The 20,600-nt window shown below is 64.4% G+C and carries 7 protein-coding genes; 5 read left to right on the top strand and 2 right to left on the bottom strand.

Features of this window, described 5'->3' with window-relative positions:
* Window positions 1-210: 210 nt before the first annotated feature.
* Together JMJ54_RS13510 and JMJ54_RS13515 are read right to left on the bottom strand one after the other, a co-directional pair.
* Window positions 211-687, bottom strand: a complete 477-nt coding sequence (locus JMJ54_RS13510) for a hypothetical protein (RefSeq protein ID WP_203539085.1) — start codon at window positions 685-687, stop codon at window positions 211-213.
* Window positions 688-1,151: 464 nt separating this feature from the next.
* Window positions 1,152-2,441 carry an OmpP1/FadL family transporter gene (locus JMJ54_RS13515; RefSeq protein WP_203539086.1) on the bottom strand — a complete coding sequence of 430 codons (1,290 nt, stop codon included), beginning with the start codon at window positions 2,439-2,441 and terminating at the stop codon, window positions 1,152-1,154.
* A 993-nt stretch (window positions 2,442-3,434) separates the two neighbouring features.
* On the opposite strand from JMJ54_RS13515, the gene JMJ54_RS13520 reads away from it, so the two are divergent.
* Genes JMJ54_RS13520 through JMJ54_RS19565 form a run of 5 tightly spaced genes read left to right on the top strand, consistent with a single transcriptional unit; the run spans window position 3,435 to window position 20,430 of the window.
* The gene (locus tag JMJ54_RS13520; protein ID WP_203539087.1) at window positions 3,435-14,720 is read left to right on the top strand and encodes a cadherin-like domain-containing protein; all 11,286 of its coding nucleotides are present in this window, start codon (window positions 3,435-3,437) and stop codon (window positions 14,718-14,720) included.
* Between the two features lie 2 nt (window positions 14,721-14,722).
* On the top strand, window positions 14,723-16,267 hold the full coding sequence (locus tag JMJ54_RS13525; RefSeq protein ID WP_203539088.1) for a TolC family protein: 1,545 nt from the start codon (window positions 14,723-14,725) through the stop codon (window positions 16,265-16,267).
* Window positions 16,257-17,000: an efflux RND transporter periplasmic adaptor subunit gene (locus tag JMJ54_RS13530; RefSeq protein ID WP_203539089.1), complete on the top strand. Its 744-nt coding sequence runs from the start codon at window positions 16,257-16,259 to the stop codon at window positions 16,998-17,000. Before JMJ54_RS13525 ends, JMJ54_RS13530 begins: the two co-directional genes overlap by 11 nt.
* Window positions 16,997-18,340: an efflux RND transporter periplasmic adaptor subunit gene (locus JMJ54_RS13535; protein ID WP_203539090.1), complete on the top strand. Its 1,344-nt coding sequence runs from the start codon at window positions 16,997-16,999 to the stop codon at window positions 18,338-18,340. Before JMJ54_RS13530 ends, JMJ54_RS13535 begins: the two co-directional genes overlap by 4 nt.
* Window positions 18,337-20,430, top strand: coding sequence for a site-2 protease family protein (locus JMJ54_RS19565; RefSeq protein WP_203539091.1), 2,094 nt, complete (start codon window positions 18,337-18,339; stop codon window positions 20,428-20,430). Before JMJ54_RS13535 ends, JMJ54_RS19565 begins: the two co-directional genes overlap by 4 nt.
* Window positions 20,431-20,600: the final 170 nt, after the last annotated feature.

The following is a 20,600-nucleotide window of genomic DNA, read 5'->3' on the forward strand; positions in this document are numbered from 1 at the left end:
CGGCAGCGTTGCTGCAGGTCGGCGAAATCGAGTGGAAAGGACGATCCGGTGCTGCGCGAAGACACCGGGCCCCGGCAGCTGTACGGCTAAAGAGACCGTGTGGTGGCGGGCGGCTCAAACGCGGCAAGCCCGGCCCGGTCGTGCCGGGGCATGCGTCAGATCATTGTGGCCCGAAGGGCGGGTGGGGCTCGCCTTGGCCTGCGGCGAGATTTAGTGCGGCGGGTTCACGACCACATACTGGACGTTTGTGCCCGAGTACTGCGGCTGGTAATAGGTGTTGCCGCATTGCTGGTAGGTGATCCCCGAATACGGATACGGCGCGCAGTTGGGCGGCAGGGTGCGGGTGATCGAGCCGATCACCGCGGCAGTCAGCCCAACGGCCGCCGTCACGCCCACGGCGGTCGCGATCGGATGGTAGTCATCGTCGTCGTACCAGCCGTTGTGATGGTTATCGACATCGACGTGCACGTTCTGGTTGACGTTGATGTTGCGGTTCACATTGTGGTTGATGCTGGTGTTGCGAACATGGTTGTTGTTCACGCGATTCACGTTGGTCCGGGTGTTATGAACACGATTGTTGTTCACGTGATTCACGTTGGCCCGGCCGTCACGCGCCTGAGCCAGTTGCGGTACGACCAGCGATGCAGTCATCAGGGCGAACATCAAGGTGGAAAGGGGACGTTTCATGAGGGGCTCCTTTGCGTGCCGCGCCTGGGCGGCTGCTACCGCATTCGGCACGAGCGGATGGGCATCTCCTTCGGAAATTGCCTATTGCGCTGGTTATGACGAGATTTGAAACACCTTAACATGTGGCAGGCATGGCCAACTGTGAAATAGTTGCAATTTGCAACAATATAAGGCGATGCTGTTATTACGGATGCAACCAGTGTGCCAAATAGAAACGGGGTGCATGAATTGTGTATGAAATGCTTGAAGCACTTGGCCAGGAAACAGGCGTGCAGGCACGAATTCACCATTCGTATTTTGTTTCGCAATAGCGCGAATAAAACCTGCCAATGCACGAATATCGGGTATTGAACGCCGGCAACGAGCCGGCGGATTGCTGGCGGGTGTTCTGCCATCCGGAACGCCATCGGCATGCGCCGACGGCGTTCCGGGGAAGCGCACGTGCATCGAAGCGGAGCCTGGGCTCAGTTGAAGCTGTGCGCGTAGTTGACGGAGAGGAAGTAAAGGTGGCCGGTATCGAATTCGCCGTTGAACAGCGGATTCTGCACCGCGCTGCCCTGCATGCGCAGGTATTCAAATGCGGCGCCGACGCTGGACTGGGCGTCGAGCTTGTATTGCGCACCGACGCCGAAGCGCCATTCCGCGCCGGTCGGGATCGTCAGCGAGGTATCGGACTGGCTGGCGTAGATCGACGAGTCGTAAGCGATGCCGCTGTCGAAACGCCACTTCTCGTTCGGCCGGTACTGGACGCCCACTGCCGCGTGCCAGGTGTCCTGCAGCTTGTTGCCGCTGCTGACCTCGTTGCCCGCGGCTTCGATGGTGCTGTCGCCGAAACGCGACCAGTCCTGCCAGCCGAGGTTGCCCATCACCGCCCACTGGTCGTTCAGCTCGTGATAGCCGCTGAACATCACCTGCTGCGGCGAGTTGACCATCGCGGCCAACGGCAGGGCCCATGACCGGTTGATGTTCGCCGCGCCGATCGAGTGGTTGAACGACAGCTGCGGGTCGATGGCGAAGTCGTACCTGGTCTCGCTGGTATAGGTGAGGCCGAAGCGCGTGCGTGCATCGAGGTCGTACAGCAGGCCCAGATGCGCGTTCGCCGCCCAGTCGTAGTCCTTTTCCTTCTGCTCGCCACCGGCCGCATCACGATTCAGCGCAAAGTAGCCATAGCTGATGCCCATGCCGGCACCCACCGACCATTGATCGTTGACGCGGTAGGCCACGGTCGGCTGGACATTGAACGCGATGATCCCGGCGTCCTTGACGAAACCCGAGCCCGCCCAGTCGCCGTAATGCGCGGCGAGGCCGAAATTGCCGTAGGCGCCGATACCGACCTTGAGCCGGTCGTCGATCGAGTGACTGTAGAACACGCTGGCCGACGGCAAAGGCGACAGTACGTTGCCCGGGTTGTTGCCATCGAGCAGTGCGTCGTCGGACATCGAATACTCGCTGTTGCCGAGCAGCAGCTGCGTGCCGACGCTGATCTGGTCGCCGGCCAGATGCGTCATGCCCGCCGGGTTGCCGAGAATGGTCGTGGCATCCTGTGCGCGAGTCGCCTGGCCGGCCCCGGCCAGACCGATTTCAGGTCCGCCGGTTTCGTAGAACAGGAGGCCGGCTGCGCCTGCCGATGCAGCGCTCAGGCCAAGGCTGGCTGCTGCAAGGACAAGCGCGCCGTTCCGCCGTGCCGGCTTGCACAGGCGGTCCAGCGTGGTTGATCCACGCTTGGGTGAAATGCGGTCATGGGCAAGGCGCATGAAATGGGTTCCCCGGTGTAGGTGATTGACGGGCTGTGCACGCAATCAACAGTTTTGAATATGGTTCTGGCCGGTGTCGTTACCGTGCTTCCCGTTTGGTGACCGACCGCGGGCATGGCGGATTGCACTACCGGTCGCATCACGAAAGCCCGCGGCGCCGGTCAATGCCGAATCAAGCGATGCTGCCGGCAGGATAGGGTGCGTCCGGTTTTTTTCGGCGGGTGGCGATCAGCAGATCCAAGGGACTGCGTCGCCGCGCGTGTCGACCGTACGATTGGATCGTGCGTCATGAGCGGTGGAGCGATTTCGCCGGCAAGCCGTGGCGGATACTAGTCATTTGATGCCGGTGTTTCTATCCAGAAAGCGAAATGCAGCCATCGTGTTTTTTGCCAATGCAGCCGGATGCCATCAATGTGCCATTTCGGTTTTTCGCGCACAGCTGCTGTCGATATGGCCTGTCAAAATTCTTTCGCGAGCGGCGGGAGAAGGTATCCGCTGATGCTACCGGTGCTGTCGAACGATTGTTTTTGATCATCCGAATCGATCCGCCTGCACGTGACGGGGGTGTGGGGCATGGCACGTTATGCACTAATCAGCAAATGTTGCCTGAGAAGGGAATATGCAAATACGATTGTTTTTGAGGATTTCTTTTTTCATGTCCTCCCATTTATATTAAATGCCAGATGCGCCGTCGATTCCTATGCCATCCATTGCGATGGATATTACCTTTGTTTTATTTTTTTCTGGATCCGTTCATGTTGTCAAAACCGGTGCTTCTTATGCGGAATTTGGAGTTGATGGCAATGTTGTTTCTTGATCTTTTTATATTTTTTCGCCATTGCATTTGCGTGCAATCATGTATTGTATTTTCAATTAACGTATGCTATATGCTTAGTCTGCTTTGACCAAAATCGTGTGGAGATCGTCGTGGAATCTGAGGCAAGCCGGACTGGCAAGCGAGCCGCGCGTATTTTGCGGCCGACGACATTGGCGATGGTGCTCGAGCCCCGCATCCTGTTTGACGGCGCCGCCGCAGTGGCCGTCGATCAACAGCACCACGCCGGTGGTGATGCGGCGGCCGTCACCCGGCCGGCCGCCGTGGCCGAACCGCGCGATGTACCGGCATCCGCACCGTCGCCGCGCAATCTGGTGGTGATCGACGCACGACTTGAAAACCGCGATGCATTGCTGGCGCAATTGCCGGCTAATAGCAAGGCCATCATCGTCAACATTGGCGATGATGCGCTGGCGGCAATCAGCCAGGCCCTGACCAGTCTGGGCAAGGTCGATTCGATCCAGATCTTCTCGCACGGCAGTAGTGGTCAATTCGATCTGGGCAATCGCGTCTTTACCAACGACGTTGTACGCCAATCGGCCGACACGCTGGCCAGCTGGCGCGCGCAACTCAATAGCGGTGCCGATATCCAGCTTTACGGTTGCAATATCGGCGCCGGCGATGCCGGCCGCACGCTGGTGCAATTGCTCGCCAAGGAAACCGGGGCCGATGTCGGCGCCTCGAGCGACGATACCGGCAATGCTGCTGCTGGCGGCAACTGGACGCTGGAAGTCAGAAGCGGGGATGTCGACAAGGCACTGGCGCTGAGCGACCGGGCGCTGGCGAGCTTCAGCGGCCTGCTGGCCGATGCAAGCCCGACGGTCGGCTTCACCAGCGGCGGGACCGACACGCTGATCGGCGACCAGCTGACGTTCACGCTCAATTTCACCAACCCGTCGACGCAGGAGGGTTACGCGCCCTACATCGACCTGTTCCTGCCCAAGACCGGCAAGGATGGCGACGACGGCGTGTCTTTCGTCGCGGCGTCGTACCTGGGCCAGAACATCCAGACCTATGTGCTGACGTTCGACGCCTCGGGCAAGGCAACGCACCCGCTGGCCAAGGACAACCTCGGTCAGTCGATCGTACTCAACGCCGCCGATTACGGCATGCGCGCCGGCGATCAGGTGGTGGTGCTGCAGGTGCCGTTCAGCAGCATCGGCAAGGATCAGCCGATTGTCGGCATCCAGGTAACTGCCGCACTGAGCAATCTGGCCGATACCGCATACGACAACAGCGGCGCGGGCGGTCCGGATCTGGTGATCAAGGCGCGTGCGGGCTTCCAGTACGGCAACGACTCGGCCAACAACCCGACGGTCGACCCGAGCCGGATCGAGCAGACGCTGCACAGCTTTACCGTGCATCCGACGCTGGTGACGCTGACGCAGTCGGTCGACATGCCCGAAGGCGAGACGCCGACCGGCCCCAACTACGTGCATTCGGAAACCGTGACGGTCAGGCCGGCCGATGGGCAGACACTGAGCAACGTCACGGTTACACAGACCGTGCCCGATCAGGTTCAAGTGACGAAGATCGACCCGGGCCCGGGCGGCAAGCTGACGTCGGTCACGCTGAGCAATGGCGTAAAACTGACCGATCCGGCCTTGATCGATGCCGCCATCAATTCGGACACGGTGTTCATCAGCAGTTATACGGTCAGCTACGCCAGCCTGAGCGCGCCGGGCAATATCGTGGTGCAGTTCTACGTGCCCGAAAGCGACAACGGTGGCTCGGCCGTACTCGACGCCAACACCGGCAGTTCGCGCACGATCACCTTCGGCACGCCGCAGGCCGCCGGCAAGTGGCAGCCGCTGGACCCGCGCGACCGGCTGGCTTCGGGCGATCCGGTCGATTTCACCGGCAGCGGCACCGGCAACAACGCGTCGTTCGTGGCCAAGTCGATCACGCTGCACAAGGTCGCGGCCATTCAGGTTGATACCGGCAGCGCCGGGCTGACGCCGGGCGATACGCTGAGCTATTCGTTGCAGCTGGCGATCTCGGACTACTTTGCCTTCGGCGGCAACATCCTGAATCAGGGTGAATTCAAGATTGTCGATACGCTGGCTGACGGCCAGACGCTGACCGGTACGCCGACCTTCAGCTATGTGGTCGACGGCGTGACCAAGACGGTCAACCTGATCTACACCAGCTCGACCGACGCCAATGGCGTCACCACGATCACCTTCGATATCAAGGCATCGCTCCGTCAGGCGCGGCAGGCGGGCGCACTGGTCGGCGATCTGGCGTTCGATGATGTGCTGCAAGGCGCAACCGGCGCACTGATCGCGTACACGGCGGTCATCGCACAGAGCTACACCGGCAATTACACCCAGAAGGAAATCAACGAGGGCGACGCGGTCGGCAACAACGCCAGCGTGTCGGCCACGGTCCTGCTGGACCGGCTGAATCTGTCCGGCAGCGCGCAAACCGACGGTTCGTCGACTACGGTGACGATCCCGACGAGCACCATCGACATCGACATCGACAAGGTCAACGGTGGCGCACCGCCGGCCAATGGCGAGCTGCGCCCCGGCGATCTGGTTACCTTCGACCTGAACTACGATCTGGTCACCGGCGACTACGAGCACCTGACACTGACGGCCTACCTGCCGCTACCGCTGTTCGACGTGTCGACGATCAACTGGAGCAACGGCAGCGGTGCCGGACAGTGGGAGCTGGTCGGCGGCCCCGGTGGCAACACCAATCTCGGTCCGTTCACGGTCCGTTCCGGCCCCGGCAACTCGGTCATTTTCGATTTCGGCGACTATGCGATCAACGCGGCCCAGGGCAGCAAGATTGCGCTGAAATTCACGCTTCGCGTCGGCGACGCGCCGTTTGCCGACCAGCGCAGCCTGGCCGTGCTGGCGCAGTCGAACCAGCAGACCACGATCAATCACACGCCGCTGATCTCGTCCGACGCGGTGACGATCCAGTCGATCGCCGAGCCCAGTCTCGACGTGCGCCACGGCGTCGTCAGCAGCAGCAACGGCACGATCACCGGTACGACTGGCAGTTGGGGCGCCCCGGGATCCGGCGGTGCACCGTTCACCGGCAGGATCACCGACCTGACGGCGGTCAACGGAGACATTACCGGTATCGATGCCGGTGACAGGCTGCGCCTGGCGACGGCGATCGAGAACTCCGGCGGCGGCAATGCGTTCGACGTGACCGTGCGGATCGACATCCCGGCCGGCCTGAGCTTCGACGGCGGCTCGCTCGCCGCGGCCAATCTGAAAATCTATCGCGGTGACGGCACGCAGCTGCAGCTGGGTGTCGATTACAGCGTGTCCGGCAACGTCATCACCTTCCTCGATGCCGGCGGGCAGGGCAGCCTGCTGGCCGGCCGCGCCGGTACTGCGGCCGATACCGACGGCAGCAATATCGTCGTGATCAGCTACGACGTGCGCGCCGACGCAGCGATTGCCGCCGCGGCCACGCTGGAAAGCGCGGGTGCGGTGACGAACTACGCCAGCGTCAACAACGGCAAGGATTTCGCCCCGGTCGACGTGATCGACAAGGCCGGCGAGCAGGTCGCCTCGCCGTCCGTTCGCGTCGTCTTCGGCGGCGGCAGTCTCGACAACGGCGATTCGACCGCCAGCCACACCACAGGCAGCAACCTCGTCATCGGCGAGGGCATGGATTACGACATCGTCGTGACGCTGCCCGAAGGCGGCATCCAGAACCTGCGGGTCGAGGACCTCATCCCGCCGGGCATGCGGCTCGATACCAGCTACAACGGTGTCGGCTATGCGCTGATCACCACCGCCGCGGGCAGTGCGGCGCTGAGTGCCGATTTCAACGGCAACGTCACCGTCGGCAGCATGACCGGTGTGTCCGGCACGCTGGGGCAGGATGGCGTCGACGCACGCTGGACCTTCAGCGCGGCGACGACCAGTGCCGACAACGTGGTCGGCAACAACAGCTTCGTGATCCGGATCCGGCTGATCGCCAACAACGTCAGCGGCAATCAGGCCGGCGTGACCCACGGCAACGACGTCCGCGTCGTGTTCAGCGATCCCGATGGCGACACCGCCGGCGGCACGGCCACCGACCGCACCATTGCAGCTTCCGGCAGCAAGCCGACGGTCACCATCGTCGAGCCGACCCTGCAGGTCAGCCAGACGACCCTGGTGACGGCACCGGCGATCGGCGTCGACGCCGGCGACAAGGTCGAGTACGTCCTGACGATCAGCAACGGTACCGCGGGCTCGGACTACGATGCCTTCGACATCCGGCTGAACGACGTGCTGCCACCCGAGCTGATGAACTATCAGCTGATCAGCGTCAGCTACGCCAATGGCGCCACCAACAACGGCAGCGTCGATTTCGAGATCGTCAACGGCGTGCTGCGTACCGTCAGCGGCGCCAACATCGACATCGTCAAGGGCGGCAGCATCACGCTGCGTTTCTCGGGCATCGTCACTTCGGCCGCCGCAAGCGAAACCGCCTTCAGCAACACCGCCTCGGTCAGCTGGACCAGCCTGAACGGCAGCAACAATGCGGCAGCGGACCCGGCCGGCGAACGGACCGGTGCCGACGGCACACTGAACAGCGGTGCGCTCAACGACTACACCGTCAACAGCACCTATACCCAGCGGATCGCCCAGGCACTGCTGGTGTCGCGTGTCGGCGGGCTGGGCGATACCGCCGCGCCGTCGCCGACCGATGCCGACAGCGAGAATGTCGCGGTCGGCGAAATCATCCGCTACCGCGTCGTTTCGCTGGTGCCCGAAGGCCAGACCGACGATTACAGCATCCGCGTCACGCTCGACAAGGGCCTGAGTCTGGTCGAGGGCGACAGTACGGTGCTGCTGGCCTTCATCGCCAACCAGCTCGGCATTTCGTCCGACCAGCTCAACCTGACGACGTCCGGGACGCTGAACCTGACCGGTAACCAGACGCATGGCGCGGCCGCGATGATCGACCCGCAGCTGGCCGGGGCCAAACCGGCCGCGGTGCTCAACGGCGCCTACATCGAGGTGACGACGGATGCGCAGGGACGGCAGGTCATCACTTTCCATCTGGGCACGCTGATCAACCGTGATCAGGACGCCGACTTCGAAGGCCTGTCGCTCGAATTCAACGTCCGGGTCAACAACGTCGCCGACAGCAGCGCCATCGCCGCGCCGCTGGCGGTGCAGTTCCGGGATTTCTCCGGTAGTACCAGCCTGTCGCCGGTGGAAACGCTGCACGAAAAAGTGGTCGAACCGAACTTCGGTCCGCTCGACAAGACCGTCACCGCCTTCGATCCGAAGCCGGGTACGAGTACCGGCAATGCCACGGTGACGTTGAGCTTTACCCAGACCGGCAACGCCGATGCCTACGACGTGGTGCTGACCGACAGCTACCCGCAGGGCAGCAACGCCACCGGCGTGCGCGTCGAAATCAACGGCGTCCAGTACGACATCAACGGCACGGCGATTCCGCCCGAGTACGGTTTCAGCGCCACGGTCAGCGGCAACGGCGTGTCGGTGCATTTCGACAAGCTGGCTGCCGGTACATCGGTCAAGTTCGTCTACCAGATCGATCTGCCCAATGCCACGACGATTGCCAGTACCGATGCGCGACTGGCGTGGAGCAGCCTGCCCGAGTCGTTCACGCAGTGGGGCGGTTCGTCGGTCGGCGCCGATGGCAGCGCCAGCGGCGAGCGCAACGACAGCGGCGGCGTCAACAACTACGTCCGCGTCGACGGTGCCGGTCTCGGGATTGTCAGCGGCACTTTGTGGAACGACACGCAAAGCGCGACCGGCAGCGCGGTGCCGGACGGCCCGGGGCTGGCCGGCGTGACGGTCAAGCTGACGTGGGCCGGTGCCGACGGCGACATTTCGACCAGCGCCGACAATCTGGTCTTCACGACCACGACCGACGCTTCGGGCAACTACCGCTTCGGCGTGCTGCCGCAGGGCACTTACCAGATCGACGTCGACACCAGCACGGCGCTGAGCACCGGCAACTTCGGCGATCTGCGCGTGCGCATCGACAACGACACGTCGACGCCGCTGGGGCAGATCAGGATCCTGCTCGGCGATGCGGCGAGTTCGCAGGCCAACGTCGGCTATGTCGAACAGAATGACGCGCCGGTCAATCACCTGACCACGACGACCGCGTCGGGCAACGAAGACACGCCGATCGCGATCACCGGGCTGAGCGTCAGCGACGTCGACGTCGACTCGGGCGTCGCCGCCAATTCGCGCGACATGCAGATCACGCTGACCGTGGTCAACGGCACGCTGTCGCTGGCGGGCACCGTCAACGGCCTGACGATCAATGGCGCCGGTACCAAAACGCTGGTGCTGACCGGCCACACCGACGTACTGAACGCTGCGTTGGCGTTGCTGCGCTATCAGGGTGACCTGAACTTCAACGGCAGCGATACGCTGACCATCGTCACCGATGACCTGGGCAACTTCGGCGACGCCAACGGCAACGGCACGCCGGGCGAAGCCGCCGACCGCCTGACCGATACCGACACGCTGGCGATCACCGTCATCGCCGTCAACGATGCCCCGGTGGCCAACAACGACAGCGCACAGGCGGTCGAGGCCGGCGGCCACGACAACCTCAAGGCGGGGGTCAACCCGAGCGGCAGCCTGCTCGCCAACGACACCGACGTCGATATCGCCACCAATCAGGACGTGCTGCGCGTGAGCAGCGTCGGGACCGGCGGAGCGGCGCAGACCACGGTGGCCGATGGTGGCTCGCAAACCATCCAGGGCCTGTACGGCAAGCTGATCGTCCAGTCGGACGGCCGCTATACCTATGTGGTCGACAACTCGCTGCCGGCCGTGCAGGCCTTGCTGCCGTCCAGTCCGCCGTTGACCGAAACGTTCGACTACACCATTGCCGACAAGGCCGGTGCGACCTCGGGCGCGACGCTGACCGTGAGCATCCAGGGCGCCAACGACGCGCCGCTGGCTGGCGATGATGTCGGCGAGGCGATCGAGAAGGGCGGCACCAACAACGGTAGCGGCGGCCAGGACGCAAGCGGTAACGTGTTCGTCAACGATACCGACCCGGATGCCGGTGACGGCCGCAGCATCTTCGCGCTGACCAACATGCAGCCGGACGAAGTCACGGCGGTCGCCGATCTGACCCTGATCGGCAACGGCACCTCGGTCGTCGTCGTCGGCAAGTACGGCACGATGACGCTGAATGCCAACGGCACGTACACCTACGTGATCGACAACGCCAATGCCGACGTACAGAAGCTGAACACCGGGGACGTGCTGGTCGAGCATTTCACCTACCTGCTGCGCGATACCGGCGGCCTGCTGAACTACGCCCGGCTGGACATCACCATCAAGGGCGCGAACGATGCGCCGGTCGCCACCGACGACAGCAACGATGCCCAGGTCGCGGCGACCAATATGCCGGGGCAGGAACTGAACGCCTCGGGCAATGTGATCAACCAGCCGAGCCATCCGGACACCGGTTCGGGCACCGGCGTCGACAGCGATATCGACAACACGCGCGCGCAGCTGACCGTCAGCGGCATCCGTGTCGGCGCCGAGGGCGATGCCGGCAGCCTGACTGCGGTCACGGCGGGCACGACATCGGCCAACGGCACCGAAATCGTCACTACCTACGGCAGCCTGCGCATCGGCGCCGACGGTTCCTACGTGTTCGATGTCGACAGCAGCAATACCGAGCTGCAGAACCTGAGTGCAGGGCAGACCAAGACCGTGGTCTACACCTATGCGGTTCGCGACCCGGGCGGCCAGACCGATCTGGCGCAGATCGTCATCACCATTCACGGTGTCAACGATCCGCCGGTGGCACAGAACATCGGCGCGATTGCGATCGAGGCCGGCGGCGAAGCCAACGGCACGCTGGGGATCAATCCGGGAGGCGACGCCACGGCGAGCAGTTTCGACCCGGATGGCGACCCGATCACCGTCTACGGTGTCCGGACCGGCAAAGAGGCCGACGGCCTGCCGGTGATCGACGGTAGCGGCGTGGGTGGTACCGGCGTCGTGGGCCTGTACGGCACGCTGACCGTCGATGCCAATGGCAACTACAGCTACGTCGTTGACAACAGCAACCCGACCGTCCAGGCGCTGCGTGGGCTGAGCAACGATCTGGTCGAATACTTCACTTACACGATCGGCGACGGCAAGGGCGGTTTCGACTCGGCGACGATCGTGATCCTGATCGCCGGCAAGAACGACAATCCGGTCGGCGTGGTGGACACGGCAGAGGCACGCGAGGCCGGTGGCGTCGGCAACAATGCACCGGGTGTCGATCCGACCGGCAATGTGCTCGGTAACGATACCGATGTCGACAGTGTCTCGAGAGGCGAAACCAAGGCGGTGCTCGATGTCCGTACCGGCAGCGATGCCGCCGGCGGCACCGTCGGTACGCTGGGCACCGAGCTGCGTGGCCAGTTCGGCTGGCTGACGCTGAAGGCCGACGGCAGTTACAGCTATCGCGTCGACAACAGCATGCCGGCGGTACAGGCCTTGCTGGCAAGCTCGACGCCGCTGGTCGATACCTTCGGCTATACGGTCATCGACACCGACGGCGCGCACGGCCAGGGCAGTTTCACCACGCTGACGATCCGGATTTCCGGTGCGAACGACGCCCCGGTGGCGCAGAACGACGACGCCAGGGCGGTCGAGGCCGGCGGCGTCAACAACAACATTCTTGGTGTCGATCCGACCGGCAACGTGCTGGTCAACGACAGCGACGTCGATACCGCCGCCAACGGCGAAACGATGACCGTCTCGGGGGTGGCGTTCGGCAGCAGGAACGGCACTGTGGGCGTGGGGCTGGCCGGGGACTACGGCACGCTGACGCTTGGTGCCGACGGCAACTACCGCTACGTTGTCGACAACGACAACGCGCGGGTCCAGGCGCTGCGCCTGGCCGGGCAGACGCTGACCGAGGTATTCACCTACACGATCCGCGATGCTGCTGGCGCGACCAGCACGGCAACGCTGACGGTGACCATCGAAGGCCGGAACGACAACCCGGTTGCGCTCGACATCGGCATGCCGACGATCGAGGCGGGCGGCACCTTCAACAACGCGATCGGGGTCGATGCGATCGGCAACGTGATGAGCAACGACAGCGACGTCGATGCCGGTGACTCCCGCGTGGTGACCAATGCCCGAAGCCTGAACCTGTCCGGCAATCTCGGTTCCAGCGTCGGCAGCACCGGCCCGGTCTCCGTGGCCGGGCAGTACGGCACGCTGACGATCAGCGCCGACGGCAGCTATCACTACGTTTTGAATAACGATCTGGCCGCGGTCCAGGCCTTGAAGCCGGGCGACCAGCTCAACGAAATCTTCGAGTACCAGATCGTCGATGCGGCCGGTGCGCCAGCTACGGCACGGTTGCTGATTCCGATTCACGGTGCGTGGGACGCGCCGGTCGGCGTCAACGACAGTGCACTCGGTGTCACCGACAATGGGGAGTCGGTCGCGATCAACCCCAAGGGCAATGTGCTTGGCAACGATACCGATGTCGACGCCAACGACATCAAGCTGGTCAGCGGCATCCGCGTTGGCGCCGAGGCCGATGGCGGCACGCTGGATTCGGTCGACGCAGGCGTGGCGACACAGATCCAGGGGCTGTACGGTACGCTGTTCATCAATGCCGACGGCAGCTACGAGTACAAGATCGACACCAACAACCCGACCTTGCTGGCGCTCAAGCCGTTGCAGACGGTCAGGGACGTGTTCACCTATCAGGTCAAGGATGGCGGTAGCCTGCGCGATCTGGCGCAATTGACGCTGACCATCATCGGCCGCAACGATGCGCCGAACGCCGAAAACGACGCGGCACAGGCGATCGAGGCTTCCGGCGTTGCCAACGGTCAGGCCGGCGTGAACCCCAGCGGCAATGTGCTCGGCAATGACACCGATCTGGAAGGGGACAAGCTGACCGTTGTCGATATCCGTACCGGTGAAGCCGGTGGCAGCGGCACCACCGGCAGCGTCGGCACGGCGCTCAAGGGGCGCTACGGCACGCTGACGATCTCCGCCGACGGCAGTTGGCATTACGAGGTCGACAACACGCTGCCCGAGGTCGAAGCCCTGCGCGTCAGCGGCCAGACGCTCGAAGACGTGTTCACCTACACGATCAACGACATCTGGGGCGCCGACGACAGCGCCGAGCTGCGGATTACCATCGACGGTCGTAACGACACGCCGGTAGCGCGCGACGATCACGCCACGGCAGTCGAGGCAGGCGGCGTTGCCAACGGCAGCGCCGGCGTCGACCCGAGCGGCAACGTGCTCGACAACGACAGTGATGTCGACAGCATCGCCAATGGCGAAACCAGGCAGGTCGTGCGTTTCATCAATGACGCGGGCAGCAGCAGCGATGCCGGCACCGGGCTGAACGGCCGCTACGGCCGGCTGACGCTGAACGCCGACGGCTCGTACACCTATGCGGTCGACAACGCCAACGCGGCGGTTCAGGCGCTGCGGGCCAGCGATCAGCCGCTGTCGGACGTGTTCGTTTACGAGATGCGCGATGCGGCGGGCGCAACGGTGACGGCGCGGCTGATCGTCAGCATCCAGGGCGCCAACGATGCCCCGGTGGCACGCGATGATGCAGGCCTGGCGGACGGTGACAAGCCGTCGCCGCAGGGGACCGGCAACGTGCTGCCGAACGACAGCGATGTCGATGCCAACGATGCGCTGACCGTGGTCAAGGTCCGTACCGGCACCGAAACCGGGCAGGGCAGCGACGGCGTGGTTGGCCAGGCATTGAAAGGCCGCTACGGCACCCTCGTGCTCAACGCCGACGGCAGCTACCGCTACGACATCGACATGAGCAACCCCGAGGTGCTGGCCGCTGCCGGCTTCGGGCCGCTGCTGCATGACGACTTCACCTACACGATCAGCGACCAGCTGGGCGCGACCGACCAGGCAACGCTGGTGATCCAGCTGGTGATCCCGGCGCCGTATGTGCCGCCGCCGGACGTCAATCCGACTGGGCCTGATGGTGACCAGTACTACCGGCCGGTTGACGAGCTCGGCGACCGCAACGGCCAGTTGCCCGATGTCGATCCGGGGGTGTTCGTCACGCCGGTGGTGCGCGATGAAAACATGGAGCACCTGATCGATTCGCGGCCGTTGAACGCGACGTCGATCAACTGGCTCACGCCGGAAATCCAGAGCGCGTCGATCGGCGCCAAGCTGGGGCAGGTCAACGGCCAGTTCGTGACCCAGGCGGTGCGCAGCAGCCAGCGGCTCAGCGACCTTGATCTTGCATGGATGACCTACCGCCACGGCCGCACCTCGCTGAGCGCCGACGGCCTGCTGGCCGACCCGTCGATCTATGCGCCGTTGCGCGAGCATCTGGCCGACGCGCCGGCACCGCAACCGGAAGTACCAGCCGCGGCGAAGACGGCCAGCGGCTTCAAGGCGCAGCTGCGCCAGGCCGCCCAGAAACTTCATGTGGATCAGCACGCGAAAAACGCGAACAAGGGATGAATGTGAGAAAACCCGCAGCTAAAACACTGAGCATCATCATTGCGACCACGCTGCTGTCGGCCTGCGCGAGCTTCGAGCCGAAGCCGGCGAGCAAGGACGAGAGACAGCAGCGCGTCGTCGACGACCAGCGCCTGATGTACGCCAATCAGGAGCCGGTGACAGGGACGATTACTTTTTATGAGGCTGCCGCACGCGCGCTCAAGTACAACCTCGACTACCGGCTCAAGCTGATGGAAAGCGCGCTGGCGGCCAATCTGCGTGACGTTTCCAACTACGAAATGCTGCCCAAGCTGGTGGCCTCGGCCGGCCGGACCGGTCGAAGCAACGACTCGGGCGGTACGTCGATCGGCATCGAGGACGGTCAGGTCAGCCTGCGGCCGTCGACATCGGAAGAGCGCTACCACAACCTCAGCGGCCTGACGCTGAGCTGGAGCGTGCTGGACTTCGGCATTGCCTATTACCGCGCGCAGCAAAAGAACGACCAGATCCTGATGGCCGAAGAGCGCCGCCGCAAGGTCGCGCAGAACGTGCTGCAGGATGTGCGCAACGCCTACTGGCGTGCCTTGTCGGCGCAGCGGCTCAAGCCCGAGGTCGATGCCCTGTTGCTGCAGACCCAGAAGGCACTGGCCGCGGCGCGCGATGCCGAGGCCAAGGGCTTCCTGCCCAAGCAGGAGGCGCTGGCCTACCAGCGCGCCTTGCTCGACTCGGTCTATCTGCTGACCGTGCGGCGTCAGGATCTCGAATTCGCGCAGGCCGAGCTGGCCGCGCTGATGTCGCTGCCGCCAGGCACGAAAATGGTACTGGCCGAGTCTGTCGAGCAGGCGTTGCCGACCTCGGACGTCGATGTCGCCGAGCTGGAGCAGCTGGCGCTGGAAAGCCGCCCCGAGATCATGGAAGAGTGGTACCGCAAGCGCCTGAACCAGACCGACATCGACATCGCCAAAATGCAGTTGTGGCCGAACATCGGCGTCGACTTCAGCGGCCAGTACGACTCGAATGCCTATCTGTACAACAACAGCTGGTCGCAGGCCGGCGTGCGTGTGTCGCTGAACCTGCTGCAGCTGCTGCAGCTGCCGTCGCTCAACGCCGCGCAGCAGGCGCAGGCGCAGACCGATGACACGCGCCGCATTGCCTTGTCGATGGCGGTGCTGACCCAGGTCCGGATCGGTTCGCTGCGCTACCAGCTGGCCTCGCAGGAGCTGGAGTTCGCCAACGACAGCCTGCGTGTCGATGCCAACCTGCTCGATTACGCCCGTGCGGCCAAGTCGACATCGATCGGCAACCAGCTTGAAGTGATCCGTGCTGAAGGGCGCTATCTGCTGTCGCGCTACCAGCGCGAAGCAGCCTATTCGAGTGCGCAGGCCGCCTGGGGCCGCCTGTTCAACTCCGTCGGTTTCGATGTCCTTCCCGAAACCATTGATCAACAGGATGTAAAAACGCTCGCCAATGCCATTCAAGCTACCGTCACCCAGCAACAACTCCGTCGCCCGGAATACCTCCTCAAAACCAACGCCAGTGGCATCGAGGCGGTGCCGGTTGCCCGGTAAGCTGATCGCGCTGCTGGCCGTCGCGGCCAGCGCCGGTGCGTTCGCCGCCAAGCCGGCGGTACCGGAAGATCCAAATGCGATGCGGGTGCTGCTGGCGCCGGTGCTGGAAACGACCTTGTCGAGCCAGATGGCCGGCACGCTGGGCACGCTGAATGCCTCGCTGGGGCAGACCGTCGGCAAGGGCGCGACACTGGTGTCGCTCGGCTGCGGTGAAATTCAGGCACGGGCCAGTGTCGCCAAGGCCGAGCTGAACATGGCCAGGCAGAACTTCGTGGCCAAGCAGGGCATGCACGCGCTGAACGCAGCGGGGGACATCGAGGTGGCCAACGCACGTACCGAGGTCGAAAAAGCCACCGGTGCGCTGGCGCTCGTGAATGCGCAACTGGGCTATTGCAAGGTCGCGGCGCCGTTCGGTGGCCGGATCGCCAAGGTTTACGTCAAGCCCTACCAGACCGTGGCGGCCGGTACGCCTTTGTTCGATCTGGTCAGCGATGGCGCGCTCAAGGTGCGGCTGAATGTGCCGTCGACGCTGCTCAAGAAGCTGAAAAAGGGCACGGCACTGGACGTGACCATCCACGAAACCGGCAAGACCTACCCGGCCAAGGTCAGTGCCGTGAACGCCCGCGTCGATGCGGTGGCACAGACGGTCGAACTCGAGGCCCGGCTGAACGCTGCGTACCCCGAACTGGTCGCCGGCATGAGCGGCGTGGCGCAACTCGCGAACGCGCAATGAACGAATCGTTGCCTCACCCGCAGCTGCTGCTGAGCCTGGACGCGGTGCGCGACCGGGCGCTGGCGGCGCCGTCGCTGGACGCGCTGGCGTTCTCGATGGCGAACGATCTCTATCCGTTCCTGCAGTTCTATCAGGCGGTCGTCTTCGCCGAGCACGAAGGCGGGCGGCTGGAGCTGCTCGCCGTATCCGGTCTGGCCAAGCCCAGCGAAGACTCGCCCTATCTGGTGTGGCTGATCCGGGCCGGGCGCTTTCTGGCGACGCAGCTGAATGGTGATGCGCCGGTATGGCTGGCGCGCGACCGGCTGGCGCTGGACGACGATCTGGCCGAGGGCTGGCAGGAGTGGTGGCCGGCCGGCGCCTGGGTGCTGCCGGTGCTCGATCGTGATGGCCACCGGCTTGGCCTGCTGTGCGTCCTGCTCGACGAAGCACCGCCGGAAGCCTTTCCGGGCCTGCTGACCGGGGTGCGGCTGACGTGGTCGTATTGCTGGGCTGCGCTGAGCAAGCGGCGGCGACGTTTCCGGCTGCGGCTGAGCAAGCGGCAGTACACGATTGGCGCGGTGGTGCTGGCGGTGATCATGGCCTTGCCGGTGCCGCTGACCGTGCTCGCGCCGGCCGAAGTCGTGTCGCGCGAGGCGCAGGTCATCAGTTCGCCGGTCGACGGCGTGGTCGAACGGATGCTGGTGCGGCCGAACCAGCAGGTCGAAGCCGGTACGCCTTTGTTCGCGCTCGAGGAAACCACCTTGCGCAACCGCGTCAGCGTGCTGGAAAAGCAGGTCGCGGTCGCCGATGCCGAGCTGATGGCTGCGAGCCAGCGCGCCTTCGACAACGCGCAGAGCAAGGGCGAGCTTGCGGAGCTGGGCGGCGTGGCGCAGCAGCGCCGGGCCGAACTGGCTGCCGCCACGGCGCAACTGACGCGCAGCCAGGTCAAGTCGCCCAAGGCCGGCGTTGCGGTGTTCAGCGACGTCAACGACTGGCTGGGCAAGCCGGTGGTGACCGGGGAGCGCATCCTGTCCGTGGCCGATCCGGGCAGGCCGGCGATGCGGATCGAGCTGCCGGTCGCCGACGCGATCGCGCTGGAACCCGGTGCCGAGGTCACGCTGTACCTGACCGCCTACCCGCTGACGCCGCTGCACGGCAAAGTGCTCGAAACCAGTTATCAGGCCAAGCCCAGTGAATCGGGCGTGGTTGCCTATCCCTTGCTCGCCAGCATCGACGGCGCACCGGCGCACGCGCGCCTCGGCCTGCACGGCACCGCCAAGCTTTACGGTCAGCGGGTCACGCTGGCGTACTACCTGCTGCGCAGGCCGCTGGCGGCGGTCCGCGCCTGGACCGGCTGGTGATCGGCTCGTCGCCGGAAAACCTGCCGGTCTTGCCGCTGCGTGAAGACCTGAAGCTGATGCCGGCGCCACCAAACCGACACGGCGAGCCGGGCTGGGTGATTCAGGACGTCGTGCTCAACCGCTTTTACCGGATCGGCTGGTTCGAGTTCGAGTGCCTGTTGCGCTGGGGCGAAACGCCGGCGCAGATCTGCGAGTCGATCGCGACGCAAACGGCGCTGAATCCGGACGTCGCGCAGGTCGTTGCTTTTCAGCAGTTTCTCGAGCGAAACCAGCTGCTGCGCAGCGCGAATCCGGCAAAAGGGAAGGGCGACGAGCGGCTTCCCTGGCTCAACTGGAACTGGTGGCTGCACCACTATCTGTTCTTCCGCATTCCCTTGTTGCGGCCGCAGCGCATGCTGGGGCAGCTCGCAGGCCGGCTCGACTGGTTGTTCAGCCCGTATGCCGCGGCACTGGTGATCCTCGCCGGGCTGACCGGCATCGTGCTGGTGCTGCACCAGTGGGACACGTTCACTTCGGCGGTGGTCGAGTCGTTCTCGGCCGAGGGCGTGCTGAGCTTTGCCGCGGCGCTGATCGTCGCCAAGACCCTGCACGAGCTGGCACACGCGCTGGTCGCGACCCGGCTTGGACTGAAAGTCGCGCATATGGGCGTCGCCTTTGTGGTGATGTGGCCGATGCTGTACACCGATACCGGCGAAAGCTGGAAATTGCCCAATGCCCGGCAACGGCTGGCGGTCGCGTCGGCCGGCATCCTGTGCGAACTGGCGCTGGCCGGGCTGGCAACGCTGGGCTGGGCGCTGAGCGATCCGGGACCGTGGCGCAATGCCTTGCTCTATCTGGCGACGACCAGCTGGGCGCTGTCGCTGGCGCTGAACGCCAGCCCCTTCATGCGTTTCGACGGTTACTTCATCTTCTCGGACCTGCTGGACTTCCCGAACCTGCACGAGCGGGCGACCGCACAGGCCAAGGTTTGCTTGCGGCGCGTGCTGTGGGGCATGGATGAAGCGTGGCCGGAGCCGTTCACGCCACGCCGCCGCGCTGCGTTGATCACGTTTGCCTACATCACCTGGCTCTACCGGCTGGTGCTGTTCCTCGGGATCGCCGCGACGGTGTACTTCTTCTTCTTCAAGCTGCTTGGGCTGTTCCTGTTTTTTGTCGAAATCACCTGGTTCATCATGATGCCGATCGGGCGCGAGCTGAAATACTGGTGGCAACACCGCAAAGCCATGCTGGCCAGCCGCCGGCGCGGCTTCTGGGGGCTGCTGGTCCTGTTGCTGATCCTGATCGCCGTGCCGTGGCGCACCGAAATCCACGGCAACGGCGTCGCCCGCGCCGAGCACCAGCTGCGGGTGTTCGCACCGTTCCCGGCGCGGCTGCAGCAGGTGCATCCGGTCGGCAAGGTGGTCGCCGACGACCTGCTGGTCGAACTGGAAAACCCCGACATCGATTCGCAGGTCTGGCGCTCGGAAGCCGAGTTGCAGGGCTATCTGGCGCGCATGGCCGGCTTGATTGCCGATGCGGCCGGGCTGGAGCAGCAGGCGTCGATCCGCCAGCGCATCAACGTCCAGCTGGGCGAGACCGCCGCAGCGCGCTCGGAAATCGCCCGGCTCAAGCTGAAGGCGCCGTTTGCCGGCATCTGGCAGGACGTCGATCCCGATCGTCGCCCCGGGCAGTGGATCGGTTCGAAGGAGCCGGTCGGCATCCTGTTCGATCCCGGCCACTGGCAGGTCGACGGCTATATCAAGCAGGACGATGTCGACCGGGTGCGCCCGGGCGATCCGGTCAGGTTCTACCCGGTCGGCGTTGCCAGACCGATGCATGGCCGGGTGCTGGCGGTGAGCCGGACCAAGGTGCGCCAGCTGTCGCATCCGGTGCTGGCATCCCGCTACAAGGGGCCGATTCCGGTATCGGGCGAGCGCAACGAACTGGTGCCCAATCCGGCGGTCTTCCATGTCCTGATCCAGCTCGATACGCCGCCGCCGGCCTTGCGCGAAACCGCCGGGCAAATGCAGATCGAAGGCGAGCGGCGCAGCTGGCTGGTCGAGGGCGGCTTGCACCTGCTGGCGGTGCTGTATCGCGAGAGCGGCTTCTGATCCTCACGCGCGTGCTTTCCACGGCCCATGCGTGACGGAGCCCGCTCCGGCCACCATGCGCTGAATCCGGTGTTTCTTTCTGCCGCCGGTCCGGGGCGGGTGGCTTCGGATGCGCCCGTCTTGGCTGTTAGGGCAACCACCGTGACCGATTTCCCTGACGCGGTGCAAAT

This window comes from Jeongeupia naejangsanensis, assembly GCF_016865585.1.
GTDB classification, from domain to species: domain Bacteria; phylum Pseudomonadota; class Gammaproteobacteria; order Burkholderiales; family Chitinibacteraceae; genus Jeongeupia; species Jeongeupia naejangsanensis.

Bases quoted from the DNA above. Each gene is read 5' to 3' on its own strand.
- JMJ54_RS13510 (WP_203539085.1), bottom strand. From the start codon at position 687: ATGAAACGTCCCCTTTCCACCTTGATGTTCGCCCTGATGACTGCATCG.
- JMJ54_RS13515 (WP_203539086.1), bottom strand. From the start codon at position 2,441: ATGCGCCTTGCCCATGACCGCATTTCACCCAAGCGTGGATCAACCACG.
- JMJ54_RS13520 (WP_203539087.1), top strand. From the start codon at position 3,435: ATGGTGCTCGAGCCCCGCATCCTGTTTGACGGCGCCGCCGCAGTGGCC.
- JMJ54_RS13535 (WP_203539090.1), top strand. From the start codon at position 16,997: ATGAACGAATCGTTGCCTCACCCGCAGCTGCTGCTGAGCCTGGACGCG.